This window comes from Bacillus sp. AFS041924, assembly GCF_002577195.1.
GTDB lineage: Bacteria > Bacillota > Bacilli > Bacillales > Bacillaceae_G > Gottfriedia.
In genome coordinates this window covers 70938-95851 of record NZ_NULG01000038.1, presented here as the reverse complement: position 1 = coordinate 95851, position 24914 = coordinate 70938, and the positions used below count along the sequence as shown (strand labels likewise).

Here is a 24914-nt window from a genome sequence, read left to right as displayed (position 1 = left end):
TTATACACCTCATTAATTATTTTTAAAAATTAAATAGCAATTCCTGTGCCAACTTAATTTCAATTCCGATTTTTTAACGGGATAAATCTCATAAAAGCTTATTAGAGAGCCTTTTAATAGACTTTAATTTCTTTTAATATTTTTTTCGATTACCTTTTTTCTTTAAGATTCAAATTTGAATGATTAGTGGAAATATGTTTAAATGCATGAATTATTCAGTTTTGCATTAAGAATTATTCAAAATTGAATTATTTGATGTTTGAGAGGATCGGCGGGATGCGGGTTGCGAACACGATATGTCATTTGTAAGGTGGGCCGCTTCTTTATACTGGATTTCAAATTATAAAACCGAACATTAATTGAACAATGTTGATAAAGATGTGAACTTGGTTGATATAACGTTAAAGTCCGTTGATATAATGGTTAAATTCGTTGATATAACACGAAAGCTCGTTGATAAGTTGGCAAAACTAGGCATAAATTGATTATCCAGAAATTTGAGCTCATCTTAAGAAGAACGCAAAAAAGCCACAAGGGAATCAATTCCATTGTGGCTTTTCAAGTTTATTATACTGCTGCTTCTTCCTCATATTTGGGTGGAGCAATTTGGAATGCTTTAGTTAGGTAAATTAAATATAATAACCCAACGGCGAACCAAACCGTTCCCATAATTAATGAGCTTTTTTCAATATTGAACCATAGAATCGCTACAGATGCAGCTCCAATTAGAGGCAAGATCAAGTATGAAAAGAAGCCTTTAATTGATCTCTGTTTTCCTCGAATATAGAAATGATTAATAACGGATAAATTAACAAAAGTAAATGCCATTAATGCTCCAAAGTTAATTAATGCAGTGGCTGTTACTAAGTTAAAAAAGATTGCTGATAACGAAATTACACCAACGAAAATGACGTTAAATATTGGTGTTTTCCATTTTGGATGAATAAATCCAAACCATTTATCTGGAAAAACTTTATCACGTCCCATTACATATAACAGACGTGAGACACTTGCATGTGATGCTAATGCAGAAGCTAGTGTATTAATAAAGGTAATACATAGGAAAATGGACTGAAATAATTTACCACCTACATATAATGCAATCTCAGGTGATGCAGCATCTGGATGCTTAAATCTTGATATGTCAGGATAGTATAATTGAATGAAAAATGAAGTAACTGTGAAGATTACTCCTCCCCAAAGAGCTGTGTAAAGAATAGCTTTAGGAATCGTTTTTGCTGGATTAATCGTTTCTTCTGATAAAGTAGAAACAGCGTCAAATCCTAAAAATGAGAAACATAGAATTGTTGCACCGGTTACTAATGAGCCAAAATGTATTCCTTCATTAAATAATGGTTTTATGCTGAATTCCCCATATCCCTCTCCACGATGTAAGCCTTGGATTACTAGAATGATAAAGACAACCATAATTGCAAGCTGTACCAATACAAAGAAGGTATTGAAATTCGCTAGCATATTTATACTTCTTAAGTTTAAGAATGTAACTAGCCCTACAAAACCAACAACCCAAATCCAAGTTGGAACATTAGGAAAAAGTGCATTCAGGTAAATTTTAGTTAATAAAGCATTTACCATTGGTAAAAACAAGTAATCTAGTAAAGATGACCACCCGACAAGAAAGCCTAAGTGACCACTAATTGCTTTCTGGGTGTATGTATAAGCAGAACCAGCATCAGGAAATACTCTTACAAGCTTGCCATAGCTTACCGCTGTAAATAACATGCCAATTAAAGCTACAATATATGCAGTTGGTACGTGACCATTTGTTAGATCAGATACAATTCCGAATGTGTCGAATACAACCATAGGGGTCATATAGGCTAACCCCATCATAACTACTTGCCATAACTTTAAGGATCTTTTTAACTGTGTTTTATTTTCCACCTATCATATCCCCTTCGTTTTAGATTAAGCGCTTACACCGTTATTACCACTTACTTATAATTCTTAGTTTTCCGACAGAAACCTCCTTTTTTTGAATATTTAAATAACTATTATTTAGAGGTGCAAGTTTTATGCCAAAATATTAAATTTATGTAAACGTTATAAAGAACAACTACTAACTATTGAAACTAGTAAGCATTAATAGAAAGTTGTAAATTTCTTCCAACAGAAATTGCATTAAAGATCAACCTGTTCATTATTCAGTCCTGCATACATTATTCAAACACTCATATTTACAAATGATGCTATCTCATGCGAATTCTAGGTTATCTACTAAAAAAAACTGGCATGAAATTTGCTAAAACTAGATTATAAATAAAAATATGGAGGTAATTTGAATGCAATATCCTTTATCCCCTGAAGTTAAACCAGAATTTTGTACATCGGGTACATTTATGCGTTTACCTTCATCACGTGAAAATACTAAGTTGGCAATCATTGGGATGCCTTATGACACTGCAGCATCATTTCGTGTCGGAGCTCGCTTTGCTCCTCAAGCTATTCGACAAGCTTCTATGACTTTATTTCCATATCATCCTATTCATAAGGTTTTTCCATTTGATGATTGCAATGCAATTGATATCGGCGATGTTTCAGTTATTCCACATAATATCCATAGAAGTTACGAACTCATAGAAAAAGCAGTCTTTGATTTAATGCAGCAAGGAATTATTCCTATAGGACTTGGTGGAGATCATTCCGTTACTTTGGCTAATTTGCGCGCCGCAAAAAAAATATATGGGCCAGTTGCCTTAATCCACTTTGATTCTCATACGGATACTTGGGACACTTATTATGATGAAAAGTATTGGCACGGTTCTCCCTTCATACGTGCATACGAAGAAGGATTATTACAAAATGACAAAGTATTTCAAATCGGAATTAGAGGAACACTTAATCATCCAGGGGATATTGATGCTAGTACTGAGCTCGGGTATAAAGTCATTACAACACCTGAGTTAAAATCTCGTGGAATTGAAGATGTAATTAATGAAGTAAAAGCAAAAATTGGTGATACACCATGCTTCCTAAGCTTTGATATTGATTTTGTAGACCCTTCCTGTGCACCTGGAACAGGTACGCTTGAAGTCGGTGGCCCAAATAGCTTTGAGACATTACAAATGATTCGGTCTTTAACAGATTTCAATTTTATTGGATTTGACCTTGTAGAAGTCTTACCGCCTTATGATCCTACTCAAATTACCTCTCTTTTAGCAGCAACTATTATTCATGACTTTGCGAGTTTAGTAGCCCTAAAATTAAAAAATGAAAATTTACAAAAAGAAGAGTCCTATAAATGAAGATTGCCCACAAGGTAAATTCCTTGTGGGTTTTTAGTATGCAAATTCTAGAATAGTGACACTCTTTAATTTAAAACATAATGACTTATTCACTGTTGCATACATTATTCAATCCCCCATAAACGTTACTTCCCTTCTATTACAAATTTCAAGATTATAGTTACAACTTTAGACTGGCACGAAAGTTGCATTATTGAATGTAAAACATCATTCTGTGCTGAATTCTTACATATCAATAATAAAACTTTTAGTTATTCAAAGCCGACTAACTACGGGTTAAATTATAAGAAAATTCTGTAAATAAATTTTAAGGAGATGATTTATGAGTAAACAAGGTTTTGATCCAGATGCTTTACAATCTTTTAACTACAAACAGGAATTACAGCGATCTTTAAAATTTTTCAGCTCATTTGCAGTAGCATTCTCGTTTATCTCAATTACGACTGGTATTTTTAGCTCCTATAGTCTTGCTTTAGGAGCAGCTGGACCGGCGGGGATTTGGACTTGGCCATTTGTTATGGTAGGACATTTGCTTGTTGCTTTAATTTTTGCAGATTTGTCCAGCAAAATTCCTTTAAGTGGCTACGTATACCAATGGGTCAGCCGTTTGACTAATCGAGGATTTGGTTGGTTTACTGGTTGGGCTGCATTATGTTACTTAGTTATTGTTGTACCTACTGTTGATTACGGCGTTGCGCCTATTTTTCTTGATTTATTTGGCATTAAAAGTACAACTACAGTTCTTACAACTGTTGTTCTAATTACAATTGTTATACAAGCTTTATTAAATATTTTTGGCGTAAGAATTGCTACACTCATTAACAATTCAGCTGTATATACAGAAGTAATCGGCTTTATTGGGATTATTATCATATTAAGTTTTGTCTTATTCTTTAAAGGAGCAGATTTTTCATTATTAACTTATACTGCTCACAAAGTTGGCTCAAATGGTGGCTATTTTACAGCATTTGTACTAGCTGTAGTAATGGGTTCGTATACACTAGTAGGCTTTGAAGCAGCTGCAAATCTGGCTGAGGAAACGGTTGATGCTAAAAAGACCGTACCTAAAGCTATTGTTTTCTCAATGTTACTTGCAGGGTTAATCGGCTTTATATTCTTAATTATCGTTACATCAGGCATTAAAGATATTAATAGCATTATGACTTCTACTTCGCCTATCTCTGATATTCTACAATCACGTCTAGGTACTGCAGTTGCGGACTTCTTTCTTGCGTTAGTAATCGTGTCTATTTTTGCTTGCGGATTAATTATTATGGCTTCCGCTTCACGTCTTATTTATGCGCTGGCAAGAGACAATGTGTTTTTTGCTTCAAATGTATTTAAGAAAGTAGATAAAAAACATAATGTACCGTACAATGCTATTATTTTAGTTTCTATTTTAGGCATCATTGCCGTATTCTATTTTGGGAAACTATCATTATTAATAGGTACTTCTGCGGCACTTCCAGCCATTATTTACTTACTTACTGTAGTCGCTTATGCTACTAAAATTAAAACTTTACCGGATACGGATGGTTTCAAATTAGGAAAATGGCGACTTCCCGTTACGATTCTAGCGATTATATGGTTAGTATTTGAAGTTGGCATTTTAACACTTCCAAAAGACTTTTTACCAACTACTAAAGTTATACTTTATTTATTCCTAGCTGGGATTGTTATTTATTGGACTGTTTTCAGATCAAGAATACAACAAGGGAAAATTGGTATTAATTTGGAGAAGGATTTGGATGTTTAAATTTAAAAATTGAAACTTAAGTTTTAACTAGAATAAAGCCGTTTCTCTTAATAGGGGAACGGCTTTTAGACTGTTGAAACATAATTGATAGAAGTTGGTTTCCACTACGGCCTGCTATGCGTATGTTTTTATCTTACTCATGAACCCTTATGAGTATGTTTTTATGATCATTTTGCTTTTTTTCTTACTCATGAACCCCTTATGAGTTCGTTTTTATCACCATTTTGCTTTTTTTCTTACTCATGAAGCCTTATGAGTTCATTTTTATCATCATCTTGCTTTTTTTCTTACTCATGAACCCCTTATGAGTTAATTATTTTCTTATTTTCGCTGTTTTTCTTACTCATGAGCCCCTTATGAGTTCGTTTTTATCACCATTTTGCTTTTTTTCTTACTCATGAAGCCTTATGAGTTCATTTTTATCATCATTTTGCTCTTTTTCTTACTCATGAACCCCTCATGAGTTCATTATCCTCTTACTTTCGCTCTTTTTCTTACTCATGAACCCCTTATGAGTTCATTATTCTCTTATTTTCGCTTTTTTTCTTACTCATGAACCCCTTATGAGTTCATTTTTACCATCATCTTGCCTTTTTTCTTACTCATGAACCCTCATGAGTTAATTATTCTCTTATTTCCGCTGTTTTTCTTACCCATGAAGACTTATGAGTTCATTTTTATCTCCAATTTGCTTTTTTCTTACTCATTAGTATATTTTCGAAATAATAGATTAATAAAAAAATAACGTACATATTCAAAACAAATAGTACGTTATTTCTTTTATCAATATTTAATCAAGCTGTGATCCATTCGTTTGAATGACATTTTGGTACCAAGATGCTAATTCATATACGAATTGCATCTCAAAAATGGTTTTCTCTATACTAAAATTCTTTTTATCTAATCAAATATGTGAAAGGTCAATTCTCCAAATCACACTCTTCAAGTCGAACAATTTTTGTCCTTTTAATTAGTTTATAACCGATCCATAAAATAAGGAAAAGCGGCAAACCAATATATGAAACTAGTACACCGTTCCAGTCAATCGCTTTCCCCATAAATGCTGAATAGTTTTGACCTAGAATAACGATTCCACAGAGTACAAATGCAAATATTGGACCAAATGGGAACCACTTTGCTTTAAATGGAAGATCATTTAAATTCTTACCTTGTGCTACATAAGCTTTGCGGAATCGATAATGACAAATGGCTATACCGAGCCAAGCAATAAAACCGGACATACCTGAAGCATTAAGTAACCAGATATAAACAACTCCGTCACCATATAAGGATGCTAAAAATGCTAATGTACCAACTGCTGCTGTAATGATTAATGCATTAACAGGTACACCTCTTTTGTTTAACTTACCTAATGCTTTTGGAGCTTTTCCTTGGCGCGCCATATCCCATAGCATTCGAGCCGAAGCATACATTCCTGAATTCCCAGCTGATAAAACCGCCGTTAGTATAACTGCATTCATTACGGATGCGGCAAAGGCTATGCCAGCTTTATCGAAGACTAGCGTAAATGGGCTAACAGTAACGTCACCGCTTGCTAAATTTTGATTAGTGTATGGAATAAGTAAACCTATTACAAAAACAGACAACACGTAAAATAATAAAATACGCCAAAATATTTGACGAGCTGCACGAGGAATGTTTTTCTGAGGTTCTTCACTCTCCCCAGCTGCTACTCCTAATAACTCTGTACCTTGAAAGGAGAAGCCGGCAGCCATAAAAATCCCGAGTGTTGCCATAAAGCCTCCATGAAAAGGAGCATCTCCAACTGTAAAATTTTTAAATCCTACTGCTTGTCCACCAATAATGCCAAAAATCATTAAACATCCTGCAACTAAAAAAATGATAACCGTAACTACTTTTATTAAAGAAAACCAATACTCTGACTCTCCAAATCCTTTAACAGACAAATAGTTTAATAGGAAGATAATAGCTAAAAATAATGAACTCCATAATAGCGATGATGTGTGTGGTAGCCAGAACTTCATAATCATCGTAACGGCAGCTAATTCAGCCGCTATTGTAATTGCCCAGTTATACCAGTAATTCCAACCAAGTGCAAAACCAAGTGCGGGATCTACGAATTTAGTTGCGTATGTACTAAAAGAACCTGCAACTGGCATGTATGTAGCCATCTCAGCAAGACTTGTCATTAAAAAGTACACCATTATACCAATTGCCACGTAGGCTAAGAGAACACCACCTGGTCCCGCATTATGGATAGCACCCCCACTCGCCAAAAATAGACCTGTTCCAATTGTTCCACCTAGCGAAATCATTGTAATATGACGTGGTTTTAATCCACGCTTTAACTCTTGAGGCATAGAAGAAATATGATCCTCGGAATCAATGACTGTTATTGTATTGACCGTATTTTTCATTAAAATACTCCTTTTCAGTCGTTTTTTGATTAGATGATTTTATGCTTCTTAGCTTTTTCCAAACGTCCATCTGCAGGGATTAAGGAAGAAATGTTTAATGATTAGAGAAAATGAGAAGCGAATGGTCGCTTCTCATTTTTTTATTTGGAAAAATCAAAGTAATTTCTCTTTAACAACCTCGGTTGCTCGATCAACTCATTATAAGAAACTGTTTTTCCTATAAGCTTTGTATTAATTAAAAATAATTGCTCCTCAATTGCACCAACTGTATCATCTGTTTGATAAGTTATATTACAATTCTGGCATACAACACATGGTGTTTCTTTAATCTCAATTGCCTTTGTTCCATCAGGAAGTTCCCAGTAGACCGTATTTGTTGATTCGACTATGTTAGCTGATTCACACCACTGACATGTCGTCATTTTGCATCACCATTTGATGGTGCACTCGCTACTAGCTTTTCGCTAACTTGAATTTTTGTAAGCTGTGCTTGGAATTTCTTTTCTTTCAATTCATCACGTTTTTCACGCTTATCCTTTAAAGAAGCATGCTCTGGGTTTGTCGAATATGTTTTACGAGCTTCCATACGTTGTAATCCTTCAGGAACAAGATTGAATTTTGTTTCATTCATTAATCCTGCAATTCCTGCATTGGAACGCTTTTCTTCCATATTAGGATAAATTTCTTTAAAGTATGCTTCAGCTCTACCTGGTACATAATTTTGTGGCTCTGGATAAGTAGTAATTACACCTTCAAAATTACGAAGTACTACTTTATCAGCACTTTGTGAAATTAAGTAATTCGGTTGGAGAGCAATTTTCCCTCCGCCACCTGGAGCGTCTACTACAAATGTTGGTACTGCATATCCTGAAGTATGGCCTCTTAGTCCTTCCATGATTTCTAAACCTTTTGATACAGGTGCACGGAAGTGTCCAATTCCTTCTGATAAATCACATTGATAAATATAATATGGTCTTACACGGATTTTAACTAAATCATGCATTAGCTTTTTCATGATTGGTACACTGTCGTTAATACCAGCCAAGATTACAGCTTGATTTCCTAACGGTACACCAGCATTTGCAAGCATTTCGCAAGCTCGTTTCGATTCCTCTGTAATTTCAATTGATGTATTAAAGTGCGTATTTAGCCAAACTGGATGATATTTTTTTAAGATGTTACAAAGGTTTTCAGTAATACGTTGCGGGAATACTACAGGTGCTCTAGTACCAATACGGATAATTTCCACATGTGGAATCTCTCGTAAATTTTTTAAGATGTACTCTAAAATATTATCGTTAATTAAAAGACCGTCTCCACCTGAAATTAGAACATCTCGTACTTCAGGATTTTTGCTAATGTAATTAATAGCAGCATCTAGTTGTTTTTTTGGTACTCCCATTCCAATTTGTCCTGAAAAACGACGTCTAGTACAATAGCGACAATACATTGAACACTGATTTGTTACTAAAAATAGCACACGATCAGGATAACGATGTGTTAAACCTGGTACTGGTGAATCTTCATCCTCATGAAGAGGATCCTCTAAATCATACTTCGTTTTATGAATCTCCGCAGAGATTGGAACTGATTGCATACGAACAGGACAACGTGGGTCATCCGGATTCATTAATGACGCATAATATGGAGTAATATTTAGTGGAATTGTCTTTGTCGCAATTCTTACTCCATCTTCTTCTTCTGGCGTGAGGTTAATTACTTGCTTTAACTCATCCAATGATTTGATGGTATTTGTAAGTTGCCAAACCCAATCATTCCATTGTTCATCTGTTACATCTTTCCACAATTCGATTTCTTTCCAGTGTCTTTTTGGAGCATAGACTGCATTTACCATACTTACATCCCCTTTCAAACTGTTTGTTTTAATATATAGCAAGAGCCGTGCCAAAAATTTACATTTTTTTAATAAACCCACTCGAAATATAGAAAATTCACACTATTCAGCCTGTTATTTTATTTTTTTATGTTAAAACTTAAAGCTAGTATTATTCGAAATATGTAGCAGCAATAGTAAAACCGCCTAAATTTAGGCGGCTTGGCTATATAAAACGATCATTTTCAGATGGTTGAAATAGGATTTATACTAAGATATTTAACTTTTGAATCTTATATTGAAGAGTCTGCCTAGGTATTTCTAGAAGTGCAGCAGCTTGTTGAATATTAGCGTTTGTTTGTAGCAATGCTTGTTTTATTAGTGAAATTTCCATTTCCTGCATTGCAGAACGTAATGGCTGAACTCCTCCTTTTGTTTCAGTACTTTTCTTAATTTGTTGCAATTGAATAGGAAGATGTTTAACAGTAAGCGTATGCCCTTCTGCCATAATCATAGCATGCTCAATCGTATGCTTTAGTTCTCGGACATTCCCTGGCCAATTATACTGGTGAAATAACTCAAACACCGTATGCTCTACATTACGAACATTCTTCGAAAAGCGTTCATTAAATTGCTCGACAAAATGGGAAGTCAGCAATTCTATATCATAATTCCTTTCTCTTAAAGGTGGGATGAACAATGAAAATACATTCAAACGATAATATAAATCCGGTCGCATAATGCCATTTTGAACGCAATCTAACGGTGATTCATTAATTGCAGCAATTACTCTCACATTCACTTTCCGAGTCTTTTGATCACCTATTCGGCGAACTACACCATCCTCAAGAACTCTTAGTAATTTGGCTTGGAGCTCCAAAGGCATTGAATTAAGTTCATCTAAAAATAAACTTCCGCCATCGGCTAGTTCAAATAATCCAGCTCGATCGATTGCGCCCGTATAACTGCCTTTTGTCGTACCAAATAAAATACTTTCTAGTAATGATTCTGGTAGCGCAGCACAGTTTTGAGCTATAAAAGGGGCTTCACTTCTACTTGAGCAATGGTGAATTGACTGGACAAAAAGTTCTTTACCAGTTCCAGTTTCACCAACTACAAGTACCGCAGAATCAGCATTCGCTACCTTCTCAACTTGATTTTTAACAGCTATTAAAGCAGGATCATCCGTTAATATATCTGAGATTGTATAAGAATGGATTTGTTTTGTTTTGCCTTGTTTAACTTGCGGTTTTATTCTCGCTTGTAAATCTAAAACCTTTTCGCCGAGCGATTTAATGGTGGAATAATCCTTTGCAATTTCAACCGCACCTATAAGCTGATCATCTAAAATGATCGGAATAGTCGTGTTAACTGTGTCAATGAATTGGCCCTTTATATTTTCATAACGTTGGGGCTGCCTAATAATAGCTTGCCTTGTTTCTAGTACCTTCAGTAGGGTGCTGGTTTCTTTCGTTAAAGAAGGGAAAGCTTCTAGCACATGCTTTCCTAGAACCTCTTCAACTGAAACTCCATCGTGGTCAGCCGCAACTTGATTATAAAATATCGTCATTCCATTATTGTCGACTGCGTGAATTGATTCATCGATACTATTTAATATGGCACTAATCATTTGATTAGTTGGAATTGTTGCGTTCATTTTCTACCCTTCCTTTCACTGCCGAAAACTTAGCAATTCATCGCTCAATTTTCGGCAGTTTGACATTAAGAGACTACTTTCGAAAGATCTTTCACCCAAACGTTCATATCTTCTAATTTATCAAAAATATAGCAGTTGTTTGCCATTCTTCCAGTATACATATAGCCTAATTGATGAAAGGCTGCATTCATTCCATACGATAATGATCTCGCAATCGTATATGAACAATAAATAGCTTCGCTTACTAAGTCCTGTTCTAGCTTCTTCATCAGTTCCTTCATTAGCCCATGCTTACGATGCTCCTCTAGCGTTGCACAATTTGTAAGCTCGGCATTTCTTTGTCCGAAGTCAATTTCAGCTGAAGCTGCACTTACAATATTTCCATCCATTTCGTAAATCCAATAAATAGTCCCTTCATCCATCGACTTTTCTACATAAGTAGGCTCATTTAAAGGAGTTGGATATACTTTAAAAACTTGACCATATAATTTTGCTAGTTTTTTTGAGTCATTTTTTTCAGCTCTTCGTATAACATACTCATCAGGAATTACTTTTTCTTTTGATCGATCACTTTTTAAGACAGCATCTAAAATGTCATCCCCAGCAGCCCAATAAAGACTATTTCTTCTTTCCTGGCTAGCATATTTCGTAACAAAGAAGCCATCACTTCCTTGAAAATATCCCTTCAGTGCAGATTCAATCATATACCCCGATTGTAAGAAGGAATATAAGTGTTCACTTCTTGCTTTAATAATTAACTTTGTATATTTATATTCTTTTGCTAGTTTTTCTACTCTCTCTATTAATAACGATACATTACCTAAATAGTAATCAACTCGAATTCGCTCATTAAAGTGATCTAAAGCACCTTCAAAATAATAGTTTTCCTGTTTAATTTTTACTGTTTCATAATACTTTTTCGTTTTCATATGCTCCCTCACTTTCATGTTGGTCCTCTACTCCACACCAATCAATTAATGTACAAGCAATGATCTCTGCTGTTAAAAACAGTTGATCTAAATCAATAAACTCATCTGGATAGTGAGCTACTTTTGTCTCACCTGGTCCAAAAACGATCATTGGAATATTTAAAATTTGTGTAAATAATCCTCCATCTGTTCCCCAAGGCGCAGCTTCCACTATTGGACTTTGATTCATTGTTTCGCGATAGTTTTGTTGCAAAGTTTGCACTAATTCACTATCAGCTTCAACAGAACCTGGGACCCATCTTGCTCCAAACCATTCTACTTCTACAGGATTTTCAACGAACCAATCATCAAGGTTTTTAATATTATAAATCCAATTCTCAAATTCTTCTCTCGCATCTTCTAATTTTTCATTTGGTGCCACGCCAAATCTTCCTTCTAAAGTAACTAAATCTGATACAGAAGATGGCCATGTTCCACCATGAATTGTTCCTATATTAATAGGAATTGGAATTGGTACTCCATCGTATAAAGGATCAGCTATTCGTTCATTACGTAGTTGCTCTAGTTTTTGAATTTGTTGAACGATTAACATGCTTTTTTCGATAGCGCTTACACCTTCGTAACGAGTACCTCCGTGTGCTACTTTCCCTTTCACTTTCAGACGGAACCACATAGAACCTTGTTGCTTAATGAAGAACTTCATATTTGTTGGTTCAGGGATAATAACACCATCAGCTGAATATCCTCGCAAGATTGTTGCAAGTGTTCCAGCACCTCCACTTTCTTCTTCAATTACGCTTTGAAAATAAACATTACCTTTTAATGTAATTCCACTTCTTTTTATCGCTTCAACCGCTAAAATTAACGCGACATTTCCGCCCTTCATATCAGTTGCTCCACGGCCATAAAGCTTGTTATCTACTATAGTTGCACTGTAAGGTGGGTAAGTCCATTGCTGAATATTCCCTTCTGGAACGACATCAATATGACCATTTAAGATCATAGACCTTCCTCCGCTCGTTCCTTTAAGCGTAGCAACAATATTAGGGCTACCAGCAAAACTGTCTCTTGTAGAAATAAAATACGGATGCTCTTTCATTTCCTTTAAATCGGGTTCCCAAACGTCTAAATCTAATTCAAGCTCTCTTAATTTTTCAAGGACAATTGCTTGTGCCTTACTCTCATTACCAGAGACGCTGTTTTCCATTACTAGTTGTCTAAGTAGTTCAATTGTTTTATCTTTATGTTCGCTAATATAGTCTTGAATAACTTTTTTGTAATGACTCATCCTCTTCACTCTTTTCTATATAAACATTTTTAAATCTTTACTGATTTTTAGATCAGCACCAGTGTGTTTGATTACATCCTCTACAGTATATGGACTCATTAATTCTTTAAGCACTAATGAATTATTAACAACTTCAATAACAGCCATTTCCGTTATGATTAAATCCACACAAGATTTAGAAGTTAATGGTAAACTACACTCTTTCACGATTTTTGGATTCCCAGCTTTATCCGTATGATTCATCACGACAATTACTCTTTTAGCCTTTTGAGCTAAATCCATTGCTCCACCAATTCCCGGTACACGTTTTCCAGGTACAATCCAGTTTGCCAAGTCTCCATTTTCGCTTACTTGTAGCGCACCTAAAACAGTTAAATCTAGTAAACCTCTGCGTATAATTCCAAATGCTGTAGCACTATCGAAATAACTAGCACCTTTTATGGCAGTAATTGGGAAACCACCTGCATTACATAAATTTTCATCTTCTTTTCCTTTTTCAGGACTCGGCCCGATTCCCATAACTCCATTTTCAGCATGGAACATAACATGAACATCTTCCGGTAAGTAATCAGGAACGATGGATGGAATTCCAATCCCTAAATTTACAATCATTCCGTTTTTAATTTCCTTTGCAGCTCGTTTCGCAATTTTTTGACGAAAGTCTATTCCCATGCCCATTTCCAGTTCACTCCTTCTGATGAAATTATGTAATCAACAAACACACCTGGAGTTACAATTTCCTCTGGATTCAGCGCGCCAAGTGGAACAATTTCTTCTGCCTCAACAATCGTAATATCCCCGGCCATAGCCATATGAGGATTCATATTCCTTGCACTCTTGTCAAAAACCAAATTTCCAAATGAATCAGCTTTCTTTGCAAAAATAATACTGACTTCTGCATTAAGAGCTTCTTCAACTAGAAATTGTTTACCTTTTACAAATACTTTTTCTTTGCCTTCTTCTGCCATACTATCAAGACCTACATCGACTAGCACTCCTCCAAGTCCCATACCGCCTGCACGGATACGCTCCGCTAGAGTACCTTGTGGAGAAAATTCAACTTTGAGCTTACCTTCTGTCATTAACTTTCCTGCAAACGGATTTGATCCAATATGAGAAGTAACGATTGATCTAACTCTTTCATTTCTTACCATCCTTCCGATGCCAATATCCGGAAATCCAGTATCATTGCAAATTAAGTCAATATCCTTTATTTCACTTTCCAATAATGCTTGAAGTAAAGTTGGCGGTGAACCGACTCCTCCAAAACCTCCAACCATTAGTGTCATTTCATCATGAAAAAAAGGAAGAATTTGTTCCATTGTTGCTATTTTTTTATAAGTATTTTCAACTAGATTCATACACTTTCCCCCTTAGCTGTATACGTTAATTGGGATTGTTCCATTTCCAATTCTGTTAAACTTTCCGTAAGAATTTGAAGTAATTCATCCAGTTCTCCATAAGTAATGGTTAAAGGTGGCGCAATCATGAAGGCTGAATCTTCTTTTCCGTTTTTTCCCGCAACAGAAGGGTATAATAGCAAACCTTTATTCATTACTTTTTGAATAAACGCACTTGATTTTATGTTACTTATAAATTCGATGCCGATTAATAAACCTTTTCCTCGAACATCCCCAATGATTGAAAATTTCTCTTTTAATCCTTGGAGTTTATTCATTAAATAATTACCTTTTTCTTCTGCAGCTTGTACTAAATTATGTTTCTCAACATATTCGATAACAGCTAAAGAAACTGCAGCTGATAATGGGTTTGCACTAAATGTATGCCCACTCATTACAAGTTTTGAGCCTTGCATAATGGGTTCAATCACTCGATCGCTCGCAATCGTTGCAGCCATTGGTGTGTACCCAGAAGTTAACCCTTTTCCAAGTGTCACGATATCAGGCTGGACACCCCAGTGCTCCATTGCAAACATTTTTCCAGTACGACCAAGGCCAGTCATAACCTCGTCTGAAATTAGTAAAATATCATATTTTTCACAAATGGCTTTTATTCTTTGGTAGTAACCTTTAGATGGTACGATTGCACCACCTGCAGCACCGATTATTGGCTCAGCAATAAATGCTGCAATATGCTCAGGACCAATTCGATCGATGGCTGTTTCTAGTTCAGATGCACATGCTAAATCACAAGATGGGTGTTCTAAGCCGTGCGGACAACGATAGCAATATGGTGGTGAAACTGATGGATAATCTTCCAATATTGGAACAAATCGCTGACGACGTAAAGGGTGCCCCGACATAGATAAAGCACCAATTGTTATGCCATGGTAACTCATCCATCGTGAAAGGATTTTATTCTTACCTTTTTTTCCTTTCTCCTGGTAATGCTGTATTGCTAGTTTCATAGCAGTTTCTGTTGCTTCCGTCCCGCTATTCACAAAGAACGTCCAGTTTAAATCACCTTGAGTAATTTCACTTAGCTTCTTTGCTAGCTTCTCAGCAGGTTCACTTGTAAATTGTGAACGGTAGACGAATGATACTTGTTTTGCTTGTTCAGTCATCACATTAATAATCTCTTCAACACCATGACCAATCCCTACGGTAATTGCACCAGATGAACCATCGATATACCGATTTCCATCTTTATCAAATAAGTACACACCCTCCCCATGAGAAATCATAGGGTAATGCTTACCAAGCAATGGTTTAATTAAATAATCTCGATCCATCTTATCCCCACCCCTTTTTTATATAAAAACTAAAAGGCCTATCTACTAAATATTGGAAATTTAAATAGAGGCTATTTTTTAGTATTCTTGCTTTCTGAAATACTTCCTTTTTATTTTTTTTAAACTTAAACATCTGTTTAAAAAAACTAGTTGGCCGCATTAGTTTCTTAACAAAAGATTTATACCATCAGTTACCGGCTTTAACTGATAACCATATACATATTTATATAAAAAATTTGTAGTAAGATCAGTTGGCGGTGAAGATTGAAAATGGTTTTATCAGAGAAGATTAGAGCTGAAATAGACGGTCTAATAGATAAGATTAAGTTGGATCAGTGCGATGATGGTTCGTGGAGATATTGTTTCGAAAGTGGTCCTATGACAGATGCCTACATGATTATTATTTTAAGAACAATCGAATATAACGATGAAGATTTAATTATGAAACTAGTAAATCGTTTATTAATAAAACAAGACTCAAGCGGTGCTTGGAAGCTTTTTGATGATGATTCAGGAAATTTATCTGTAACGGTGGAGGCTTACACAGCCCTACTATTTTCAGGTTATATCGAAATTTCGAATGAAAAAATGGGGAAAGCAGAAGAGTTTATTCGTCAAAATGGAGGATTAGAAAGTGTACACGTCTCAACAAAATTTATGCTTGCTTTACATGAATTGTACCCATGGCCCAGTTTTTTTCCATTTCCTCTTCTTTTAATGAACTTACCTAAATCTTTCCCTTTGTCCTTCTTTAAATTTAGTTCTTACGTTCGATTTCACTTTGCCCCACTTTTAATATTAGGGCATAAAAAGTTTACGACGAAAAATAAATGGACACCTACTATACAACATTTGTTTACAAACAATAAATTTAAAAAGATTAGCAAAAAACGGAGGTTCCCTGCCTTTAAAACTCCTTTTATTAAGACATTTTCAAAAATAGGAATTAAAAAGGCCGAACAATATATTATTCAAAATATCGAAAAGGATGGGACACTGTCTAGTTATGCTAGCGCGACGTTTATTGCTATTTATGCACTTCTTTCGTTAGGTTATGAAGTTACTTCGCCCATAATTCAAAATGCTGTTTTAGGCATAAAATCATTTCTATTTGAGTTGGATAATTCCCATCATATCCAAAATTCCCCTTCTACTATATGGGATACAGCACTCACTAGTTACGCTTTACAAGAGGCAGATGTGACATTAAATGATGAAGCAATTCGTTCCTCTTCTAACTACTTACTTTCTCTACAACTTAAGATTGTCGAGAATGAACATACAATTGGTTTAGGAGGATGGGGATTTTCAGATAGTAATACCCAAAATCCAGATGTAGATGATACACAAGCAGTCCTAAGAGCGACAACAAATCTATCCTTGATCGATGATGATTATAGAAATTCGTGGAACGCTGGCGTGAAATGGTTATTTGAAATGCAGAATAAAGATGGTGGATGGGCATCATTTGAAAAAAACAGTAGTAAATACTTAAAACTCTTCTTCCCTATTCAAAACTTTGTTGATACTGCTATTGATCCATCAACGGCAGATTTAACTGGTCGAACAATCGAATTTTTAGGTTCAAAATTAAAATTAAATATGAATCATCCAAGAATTGAAGACGGAGTTAATTGGTTAATCAATAATCAAAACGAGGATGGTTCCTGGTACGGTCGATGGGGAATTTCATATATTTACGGAACATGGGCCGCCATTACTGGTATGAAGGCAGTCGGAATCCCTTCAAATCACCCTAGTATTCAAAAAGCTAATAACTGGTTACTTACTATTAAAAAGGATGACGGTGGTTGGGGAGAATCTTGTAAAAGCGATATAGAGAGAATGTATATACCACTATCATTTTCTACCGTTGTGCATACATCATGGGTAGTCGACACCCTCATCTCGATCAACGATTACCCTACTAAGGAAATTGAAGATGGAATAGCAAATATTTTAAACTGGTTAAAGATCCATGACAAGCGATTGACCTACCCAACTGGTGGCGGTTTACCAGGTCATTTCTATATAAATTATCATAGTTACCAATCAATTTGGCCCTTATTGACTTTAAGCCATTATCTAAAAAAATATAAGACAAGTGACTAATTTACATTTTCTAGTTAAACGCCTTGTCCTTATTTTCCCTGACTGCATATAATACACTGTTTCTTTAAAAAAATATATGAGCGTATGTCATTATAGTTAATGGTTTAAACAATAAAGGAGTGTCTTTATGGGAAATCTTGACCCAGTTTTAATGAGAGAATTTTGTAGTAAAGTTTGTGATCCTCGTCATTTTCCACGTATTTTTAATATTTGTCGTTCATTTCGTTGTAATGATTTAAAATCCCGAGAAGGTGCATGCAGTATGATTGACAGACTATCGGAGTGTTGTAAAGTATCAATAACTGAAGAAGAACGCGAGAACGCTTGTGAGTGGTTAATGAATTGTAACGTAGATCCAAAAAATCCTTCTCATCAAAGAGAAATGTGGAATCTAATTAAGAGCTGTAAAAGACGTTCTTGGTTTTAATGAATTGTAGACGGTAATTTTTAATATTTTTTTATAAAGAAGCTTATGAAATTTCTCTTTCGAGTTAGAAATGAGGGGAATTTTGTAGGCTTTTATGCATTTGAATGCCCCCATTTAACTAAACAAAAATGCTATTGCGACTATATGCTATTATTTAGTTAGCTGAAAGAATAAATGTATTTTTATATGGGGGATAACATGGCTGGGTTCAAAAAGATTGAAAAGAACTTCTACATATCAAAAGATAAGATTAAAAGATTAATTAATTCAAATGAAGGATGTATTGCATCTGATCGAATAACAGTAGATGGATGTAAGGTAGGATTTATGTATAGAGAAGAACCATACCAAAATGGTAATCCAGATAGTGGTTGGAGATTTTTGGCAGGTGATGAAAGTGATGAATATATGATTAATTCTGATAATCATTCAGTATATCAATTAAACACTATATGTAATTTCGATCATGATATCATTCCATTACTTAACTCTGCACCGGGTACAGCTTACATTCGTGATGAAAATGATGAACTTGTCCTTGATGATGAGTGGGAAGTAGTGGAAGAATAGATTTAAAAAAGAGGTTATCCCATAAAACTTGTGAAAACCTGCGAGGAACTTTGTAGTCTTAGTAGTTTTTTAGTGTTTTTTTAGAAGTGGGTGTGTTTATCAAGATTCCTATTAGTTTGAACATAGTTTTTAACAAAATTAAGCGGTGGATCGACCAAATTTGTTGATATTTGAGCGAGATATGATGAAATTGAGCTGGTATTAGGAGTAATTGTGCCTGTATTGGGAATAATTGAGCTGGTTTTAACAATAATTGTGCCAGTTTTGGGAATAATTAAGCCAGTTCTAGCAATAATTAAGCAAAATTCACAACTTTATGAAAAAAGTACATATTTTGTTCGTATTTCTTTCACATACTCTAAAGCTTGTTCATTGTGTTCAAACTTAACTTGTGAAATAATTGAAGCTCAGTGTCGTAATAGAAATTCACATTTAATGGAGGTCATTAAAAAATGTCAGACAACACCACAATTAATGATTCAGTTAAAATGCACTTTATGCTAAAGTCTACTCCCCCTAGAACAACTTTTCCAATGGATATGACTGTTGAAGAACGAGATATCATGGCGCAGCATATTGCTTATTGGACGGAAAAGCAAACCCAGGGGATCGCTTTAGTCTTTGGACCTGTCCGCAATCCTTCAGCACCACATGGTATTGCTATAATTGAAGTAGAAAATGAGAACCAAGTCCCAAAACTGATAAAAGAAGATCCAGCCGTAATTGCTGGTATTATGACAACAGAATTTTATCCGATGATGGCTGTGCTACCTAAGAAAAATTCTTAACTTGCTATTATAAAAAAATAATTAATAAATTTAAAAACAAAAAAGCAAATGGTCATAATGAGTTTGAACCGTTTGCTTTTTTTCGCATCTTGATCGTTAAAAAGTGACCATAATAAGTTAAATAAAAGGAAACCACAAAAAAAGAGATCGGTTTTAGAGTGGTATTAATTAGCCTGTGAGGGTCTTTTAATATATTTATTATTCTCTTTATTTTCTTTTCCAGAACTAAAATAAACCCCCTTAAGGAAATTTAATTACCTTTTTGGGGGCCTCATCTATAAGTAGTTTTCAATCTCAAAACTCTTCCTTAGCCAAGTCCACGAACTGATAATCCACCATCACTAGAAATCACTTCTCCTGTAATAGCACGCGACTGATCAGAAGCTAAAAGTACATATGCTGCAACATGATCTTCAGGCATTTGTGCTAGTTGTAGTGGATTTCGTCTTTTTATATTGCTTGCTTTCGTTTCATTGTCTACGGATTTCGTAAAATTTCGTAAAGGCGGGATCACTGTTAGTGCGGTTAAAGTCCCTCCTGGTGCTACTGCATTTACGCGAATATCTGGTGCTAGTTCAAATGCAAGCTGACGCATTAAACCGATTTGAGCATGTTTACTAGCTGTGTACCAAACCCCACCCCCATCTGGGTAGAAGCTTGCACCTGATACCGTAAAAATAATATTACCATTTGTTTTTTGTAATTCTTCTAGCGCTGCTTTTGCACCAAAAAATGATCCTTTTACATTTATATTTAAAAGAAAATCGTATGCTTCTGAAAGAGCCTCAGGTGTCACGTCAGCAAATTTAGCAAATCCATCAAAAACGCCAGCATTTGCAATAAAGACATCTAGTTTACCAAACTGTTCAACAGTAGCTTTTACAGCTCGTTCATTGTCTTCATATTTACTTACATCACCTTGAATGATTAGGAGATTGTCATTAAATTCTTCTTTCATTTGCTCGAGTGTTTCAAGTGAGCGACCAATAATACTTACCTTTGCTCCTTCTTGAATAAAACGTCTTGTAACAGCTGCACCTATTCCTGATGCGCCGCCTGTAATTAACACTACTTTATCTTTTAATAACATAACTTAGCCGTTGCCAAAAACTTATAAAAACCAATAAAAACCTATTATTTCTATAGATTTTGTTTACTTCCCTGTTCTACGTGCCCGATTTTGCTGAAACTACTTTCGTTTAATTTAACACTCCAAGGGCGTAAATTCGGATACAACGAATCCTACATATCAGTAGTGACGTCTATGTGTCAAATTACTAAATTATATCGTGACAAGTTGATTGCTGCATTAAAATCTCGATCGATTTCATGACCACATTCACATTTAAATACTCGGTCGGATAGTTTTAAATCGTTTTTTATATATCCACAACTTGAACACGTTTTAGAAGATGGAAACCACCTATCAGCTTCAACAAATTCAATGCCATATTTTTCACATTTGTATTGAATTTGGCGTTTGAATTTACATAAACACTGCTTCGCAATAGCTTTTGACAAGTGCTTATTCTTCATCATTCCCTTGATATTTAAAGTTTCCATTACGATGCGATAAGGTTTGGTTTTCACGATTTCGCTCGTGGATTGATGAAGATGATTTAGTCTGATATTTGTCAATCTTCTATGGAGGTGTTGTATCTTCTTTTCGATTTTTAGTATGTTGCTTGTTTTGGCGAAACGGTTTCCCTCCTTATTCATTTCATATTTACGAGAAACTTGACGTTGCAACCTACGTAGTCGTTTCTCTGTCCTTCTAACAGTTCTCGTTTTGTTACTATTTTTCTTCCTAGTACCATCTGAACAAACGGCTAATTCTTTAATTCCAACATCAATTCCAAGTGAGACATTCGTCAGTTCAACTATTGGTTTTGATTCTTCAATTCCAACAGAAAGATACCAGTATTTTCCGTCGTGACTGATTCTAGGATTATAGTATTTTTCATCTGGTATAGATTCAGAAACTACAACCCAACCAACTTTCTCAATCAATACTTTCTTTCCTTCTACTTTCAACTTAGCATTATCGTTATAAAAAGATGATTTTGATTTTCTTCTACTTTTGAATCGTGGTTTATCAGATAACCCTTTAAAGAACTTTTTATACGCTTCACAAAGGTCTTTTATTGCTTGTTTTGTAATATTATTCGATACTTCATACAACCAAGCAAATTCGTCGGTTTTTTTTAATACAGTTAATTCTTTTCTTAATATGCCATCAGGAATATATTTTCCACCAGTTTTATAATTTTCTTCTTGCTTAGTCAATGCCCAGTTATATGCCCACCGAGCTGTACCAACTGATTTCCATAATATTATTTCTTGTTCTGTAGTTGGTCTTAATCTGATTCTCCTCGCAAGAATCATTTTTTTATGCCAATTTTTAATCGTTTGTTCAGTTACACCGATTGAATCAAATATCAACTTACTCACCTCATGTACATTTAAACACAATGGGTGAAATTCAATTAGAACAAATTGTGATATTTTTATAAATTTTTATAAAATAATATTACCTGTTTTTAGCCTCCTCTATTAAACAAAGATTGCAAGATTTCTAGTATTAATTGTTGTTTGGTCTACAATAAATACTCGCTTGGAAAGCTTCCATTGCCCATCCTCGTATGTAAACTCGTCATTGCGTTCTCCTGAAATTAAATCGTGGTGAATATCTGTGCTACGACTTCGATAAATAAGTAAATAGCTCTTAACTACTGCCTTTTCTTCTTTAACTAGCTCTTTTACGCTCACATTGCTTACAAAACGGCGGGTTCTTGAAGGAGGAATTTCCGCCCATGCATAATCAGTTTTCAATCGATCCACTCGAAGCTTTAATAGTTCAATATCATCATTAAACGTAAACATCTCAGTTGAATAATCCGGGCGCTCAGTTCCTTCTTTATTGACGCGTACAGGCATTTGATAGATTAAATTTGAGTGCATTAAGCTAAACCAATCTTCAAATTCAATATCATCAAGTAATTGTGCTTCATCAATTAGCCACTGTTCAAACTCTAATTTTGCTAATAATTTTTCGGTATTCATTTCCTTCATCCCCCCTTTATTACTTTGTCATTAATTCAAGCCAGTACTTATAGAAATTACGTTGACTTGCTTCTGTAAATTTATCGTCATAAACTACACCTGGGCCGATAAAATCGACAGGCTCACGATGTAGTCCCATTGTATAGTTATAAGTCAAATTCTTTTGAAATGGCATTGTACCTTGGGCTGCTTCTGTGATGTCCGTAAATACTTCAGTATCATCTTGTTCAAAAATACCAGATGGACTAAATGTTAAGATAAAAGAATCTCTTGATCGATTCTTCCATTCCTGAGAAGCATTTTTCTCTACTAGCAACCACGCAATGACTTCCATTTTATTGTGACTAATAGGTCTCCACATTCTAATTGAAGTATTCGAAATTAATTCGCCCTTAATTTTTGTGTGAGATATTAAAAATGACATGTTTGGAAAAGCATTACCAATCATATTTTTCAAGTTTGATAGAACTTCATATTGTTCCTCTGATAAATTACTTTTATATTCATCTTTCAATTCTTCAGGGAAAGCAAAGTCCGGGTTTGGTGTACCAAGGTTTAATCCATGTCCGTTTTCAGTATGGATTTGGAAACCGCGCTTTGAGTATGTTGCATTTGGTACCATTCCTAATTTAGCAATTGAACCGTGAGTCACCATTGTATGATAGGAATCACCTACAAAGTTATCAGAACCGACCTTCCAATTTGATTTCACAATAAAACGTTGTGGCGCTCCAATTACTTCCATCTCAGCACGACCTACTACAATATCTAAATACCACTTAAAATCGCCAAGAAATTCTTCAAGAGGTTCTGCATTTTCATCCCAATTTCCGAATAATAACCCTTTGTATGATTCTAGCTTTACTTGGTGAAGGCCCATTTTAGATCGGTCAAGTCGATCTCCATAAATATCTTTTTGAAGTGGAACACCAACTAGTTCACCTGTATTTTTAAAGTTAAATCCATGATATGGACATGTAAATAAAGTCTTGTTTCCTTTGTCAGCTCTACATAACTTCATACCACGGTGAGTACACATATTGTAAAATGCATTGATTTCTCCATTACTATCTCGTGAGATAATGATCGAGTAGCCTGCCAGTTCACGTGTCATAAAATCACCGGAATTTGGAACTTCAGATTCATGACCAAGAAAAACCCATGTTTTTAAAAATACTTTTTCATGCTCTAACTCGTAAACCGCCTTGTCTCCTAGAAGATATGCAGGGATGCTTCCTTCATCTGGTTTGACCGTATCGGATAAGTAATTTACTAGTTGCTCTTTTGACAATTCATCTAAAGTTTTCTCTGTTATAATCACGCTCGCACTCTCCCTTCATATTTCGATTACCCGACTTGTACATAGTTATCTTTGTTTTGTAATTTCGCCAATACGCTTAATGCTGCTAAATAACTTGTTTTAGGATTATTTGGCATCGGATCATTTTCGATCTCAAGTTTTAGTTTCCCGAACGCACCAGAAGCTTCAATTGTATGGCTATTTTTTATCACACTCGGATCAGCAATAATTTTTACTTTCGTTTTGTTAGAGCCTAGTCCCGCTAATGATAATACGATTGCTACATTTATATTTCTTGGGTATAGCTTAATTGCTTCTGCTGCAGAACCTTCAAACAAAACCATTTCTTTTTCTAATGCCTCCCCGGATAATGCTCCAGGTGGTTTTCTAGTTGTAATTGAAACCGCGTTTAAACCATTTACAGCTTTTGCTGACTTTAAAATATCTAAACCGCCGATTGCTCCTGAAGGTAGGTAAACGTTTACACCTTTCCTAATACAAACCTCTCGAACTCTGTCTTCAAAAGAAGAATCAGCCATTACCCCAATACTACTTAACAAAAGGTCTTTTCCAGACTCAAGAACTTTTATAGCGTACATCTCTGCTGCTTCAACTGTTGCAGCTTCAATGACTAAATCTACATCAGAATGAAGGAGCGCTTCCACATCTGTATATGATTCTGTTTCAAAATCTTTCGCCAATTGAACTGCTGATTCTTCGCAGCGTGTATAAATTGAAACAATCTTTCCGCCGGGTAACATGCCATCTTTATTAATTGCTTGAAGTAGGAATTGACCAATATTACCACACCCGATTAGACCTAGTTTCATGTC

At 35.1% G+C, this 24914-nt stretch carries 21 protein-coding genes; 6 read left to right on the top strand and 15 right to left on the bottom strand.

The window, feature by feature from the left end; all coding sequences use genetic code 11:
- Window positions 1–567 precede the first annotated feature (567 nt).
- Window positions 568–1905 carry an APC family permease gene (locus COC46_RS12425; protein ID WP_218012465.1) on the bottom strand — a complete coding sequence of 446 codons (1338 nt, stop codon included), beginning with the start codon at window positions 1903–1905 and terminating at the stop codon, window positions 568–570.
- A 398-nt stretch (window positions 1906–2303) separates the two neighbouring features.
- Here COC46_RS12425 and speB point away from each other — a divergent pair, with 398 nt between their 5' ends.
- Window positions 2304–3266: an agmatinase gene (speB, locus tag COC46_RS12420; RefSeq protein WP_098810031.1), complete on the top strand. Its 963-nt coding sequence runs from the start codon at window positions 2304–2306 to the stop codon at window positions 3264–3266.
- 322 nt (window positions 3267–3588) lie between these two features.
- Entirely contained in the window at window positions 3589–5022 is a 1434-nt protein-coding gene (locus COC46_RS12415) for an APC family permease (protein ID WP_098810030.1), read from the top strand.
- 920 nt (window positions 5023–5942) lie between these two features.
- On the opposite strand, the gene COC46_RS12410 is transcribed toward COC46_RS12415, so the two are convergent.
- The 9 genes from COC46_RS12410 to COC46_RS12370 all read right to left on the bottom strand — a co-directional run bounded on the left by COC46_RS12410 (window position 5943) and on the right by COC46_RS12370 (window position 15821).
- Window positions 5943–7364, bottom strand: a complete 1422-nt coding sequence (locus tag COC46_RS12410) for an amino acid permease (RefSeq protein WP_141550895.1) — start codon at window positions 7362–7364, stop codon at window positions 5943–5945.
- A gap of 197 nt (window positions 7365–7561) precedes the next feature.
- Window positions 7562–7843: a YokU family protein gene (locus COC46_RS12405; protein ID WP_098810028.1), complete on the bottom strand. Its 282-nt coding sequence runs from the start codon at window positions 7841–7843 to the stop codon at window positions 7562–7564.
- Window positions 7840–9276, bottom strand: coding sequence for a lysine 2,3-aminomutase (gene kamA, locus COC46_RS12400; RefSeq protein WP_098810027.1), 1437 nt, complete (start codon window positions 9274–9276; stop codon window positions 7840–7842). Before kamA ends, COC46_RS12405 begins: the two co-directional genes overlap by 4 nt.
- A gap of 244 nt (window positions 9277–9520) precedes the next feature.
- Window positions 9521–10912, bottom strand: a complete 1392-nt coding sequence (locus tag COC46_RS12395) for a sigma-54 interaction domain-containing protein (protein ID WP_098810026.1) — start codon at window positions 10910–10912, stop codon at window positions 9521–9523.
- 65 nt (window positions 10913–10977) lie between these two features.
- Window positions 10978–11841, bottom strand: coding sequence for a putative beta-lysine N-acetyltransferase (ablB, locus tag COC46_RS12390; protein ID WP_098810025.1), 864 nt, complete (start codon window positions 11839–11841; stop codon window positions 10978–10980).
- Window positions 11819–13129 (bottom strand): peptidase, encoded by a 1311-nt coding sequence (locus COC46_RS12385; RefSeq protein ID WP_098810024.1) that lies wholly within the window; start codon window positions 13127–13129, stop codon window positions 11819–11821. Before COC46_RS12385 ends, ablB begins: the two co-directional genes overlap by 23 nt.
- A 15-nt stretch (window positions 13130–13144) precedes the next feature.
- Window positions 13145–13807 carry a 3-oxoacid CoA-transferase subunit B gene (locus tag COC46_RS12380; protein WP_098810023.1) on the bottom strand — a complete coding sequence of 221 codons (663 nt, stop codon included), beginning with the start codon at window positions 13805–13807 and terminating at the stop codon, window positions 13145–13147.
- Window positions 13792–14490 carry a CoA transferase subunit A gene (locus tag COC46_RS12375; RefSeq protein ID WP_098810022.1) on the bottom strand — a complete coding sequence of 233 codons (699 nt, stop codon included), beginning with the start codon at window positions 14488–14490 and terminating at the stop codon, window positions 13792–13794. Before COC46_RS12375 ends, COC46_RS12380 begins: the two co-directional genes overlap by 16 nt.
- Window positions 14487–15821: an aspartate aminotransferase family protein gene (locus COC46_RS12370; protein WP_098810021.1), complete on the bottom strand. Its 1335-nt coding sequence runs from the start codon at window positions 15819–15821 to the stop codon at window positions 14487–14489. Before COC46_RS12370 ends, COC46_RS12375 begins: the two co-directional genes overlap by 4 nt.
- A 270-nt stretch (window positions 15822–16091) precedes the next feature.
- Here COC46_RS12370 and COC46_RS12365 point away from each other — a divergent pair, with 270 nt between their 5' ends.
- From COC46_RS12365 to COC46_RS12350, 4 genes are all read left to right on the top strand, one after another.
- Window positions 16092–17933, top strand: coding sequence for a terpene cyclase/mutase family protein (locus COC46_RS12365; RefSeq protein WP_098810020.1), 1842 nt, complete (start codon window positions 16092–16094; stop codon window positions 17931–17933).
- A 127-nt stretch (window positions 17934–18060) separates the two neighbouring features.
- A complete protein-coding gene (locus COC46_RS12360) occupies window positions 18061–18360 on the top strand; it encodes a hypothetical protein (RefSeq protein WP_098810019.1) in 300 nt (99 codons plus the stop codon).
- 198 nt (window positions 18361–18558) lie between these two features.
- Window positions 18559–18930 carry a DUF2185 domain-containing protein gene (locus COC46_RS12355; RefSeq protein ID WP_218012464.1) on the top strand — a complete coding sequence of 124 codons (372 nt, stop codon included), beginning with the start codon at window positions 18559–18561 and terminating at the stop codon, window positions 18928–18930.
- A 452-nt stretch (window positions 18931–19382) separates the two neighbouring features.
- Window positions 19383–19718, top strand: a complete 336-nt coding sequence (locus COC46_RS12350; protein ID WP_098810017.1) for a YciI family protein — start codon at window positions 19383–19385, stop codon at window positions 19716–19718.
- 307 nt (window positions 19719–20025) lie between these two features.
- Here COC46_RS12350 and COC46_RS12345 read toward each other — a convergent pair whose 3' ends face one another.
- The 5 genes from COC46_RS12345 to nadX form a co-directional block, all read right to left on the bottom strand.
- Entirely contained in the window at window positions 20026–20808 is a 783-nt protein-coding gene (locus COC46_RS12345) for an SDR family NAD(P)-dependent oxidoreductase (protein ID WP_098810016.1), read from the bottom strand.
- A 179-nt stretch (window positions 20809–20987) separates the two neighbouring features.
- Window positions 20988–22103, bottom strand: coding sequence for an RNA-guided endonuclease InsQ/TnpB family protein (locus COC46_RS12340; protein WP_098810049.1), 1116 nt, complete (start codon window positions 22101–22103; stop codon window positions 20988–20990).
- A 168-nt stretch (window positions 22104–22271) separates the two neighbouring features.
- Window positions 22272–22781, bottom strand: a complete 510-nt coding sequence (locus COC46_RS12335) for an aromatic-ring-hydroxylating dioxygenase subunit beta (RefSeq protein WP_098810015.1) — start codon at window positions 22779–22781, stop codon at window positions 22272–22274.
- A 19-nt stretch (window positions 22782–22800) separates the two neighbouring features.
- The gene (locus tag COC46_RS12330) at window positions 22801–24102 is read right to left on the bottom strand and encodes an aromatic ring-hydroxylating oxygenase subunit alpha (RefSeq protein WP_098810014.1); all 1302 of its coding nucleotides are present in this window, start codon (window positions 24100–24102) and stop codon (window positions 22801–22803) included.
- Between the two features lie 26 nt (window positions 24103–24128).
- Window positions 24129–24911 carry an aspartate dehydrogenase gene (gene nadX / locus COC46_RS12325; RefSeq protein WP_098810013.1) on the bottom strand — a complete coding sequence of 261 codons (783 nt, stop codon included), beginning with the start codon at window positions 24909–24911 and terminating at the stop codon, window positions 24129–24131.
- Window positions 24912–24914: the final 3 nt, after the last annotated feature.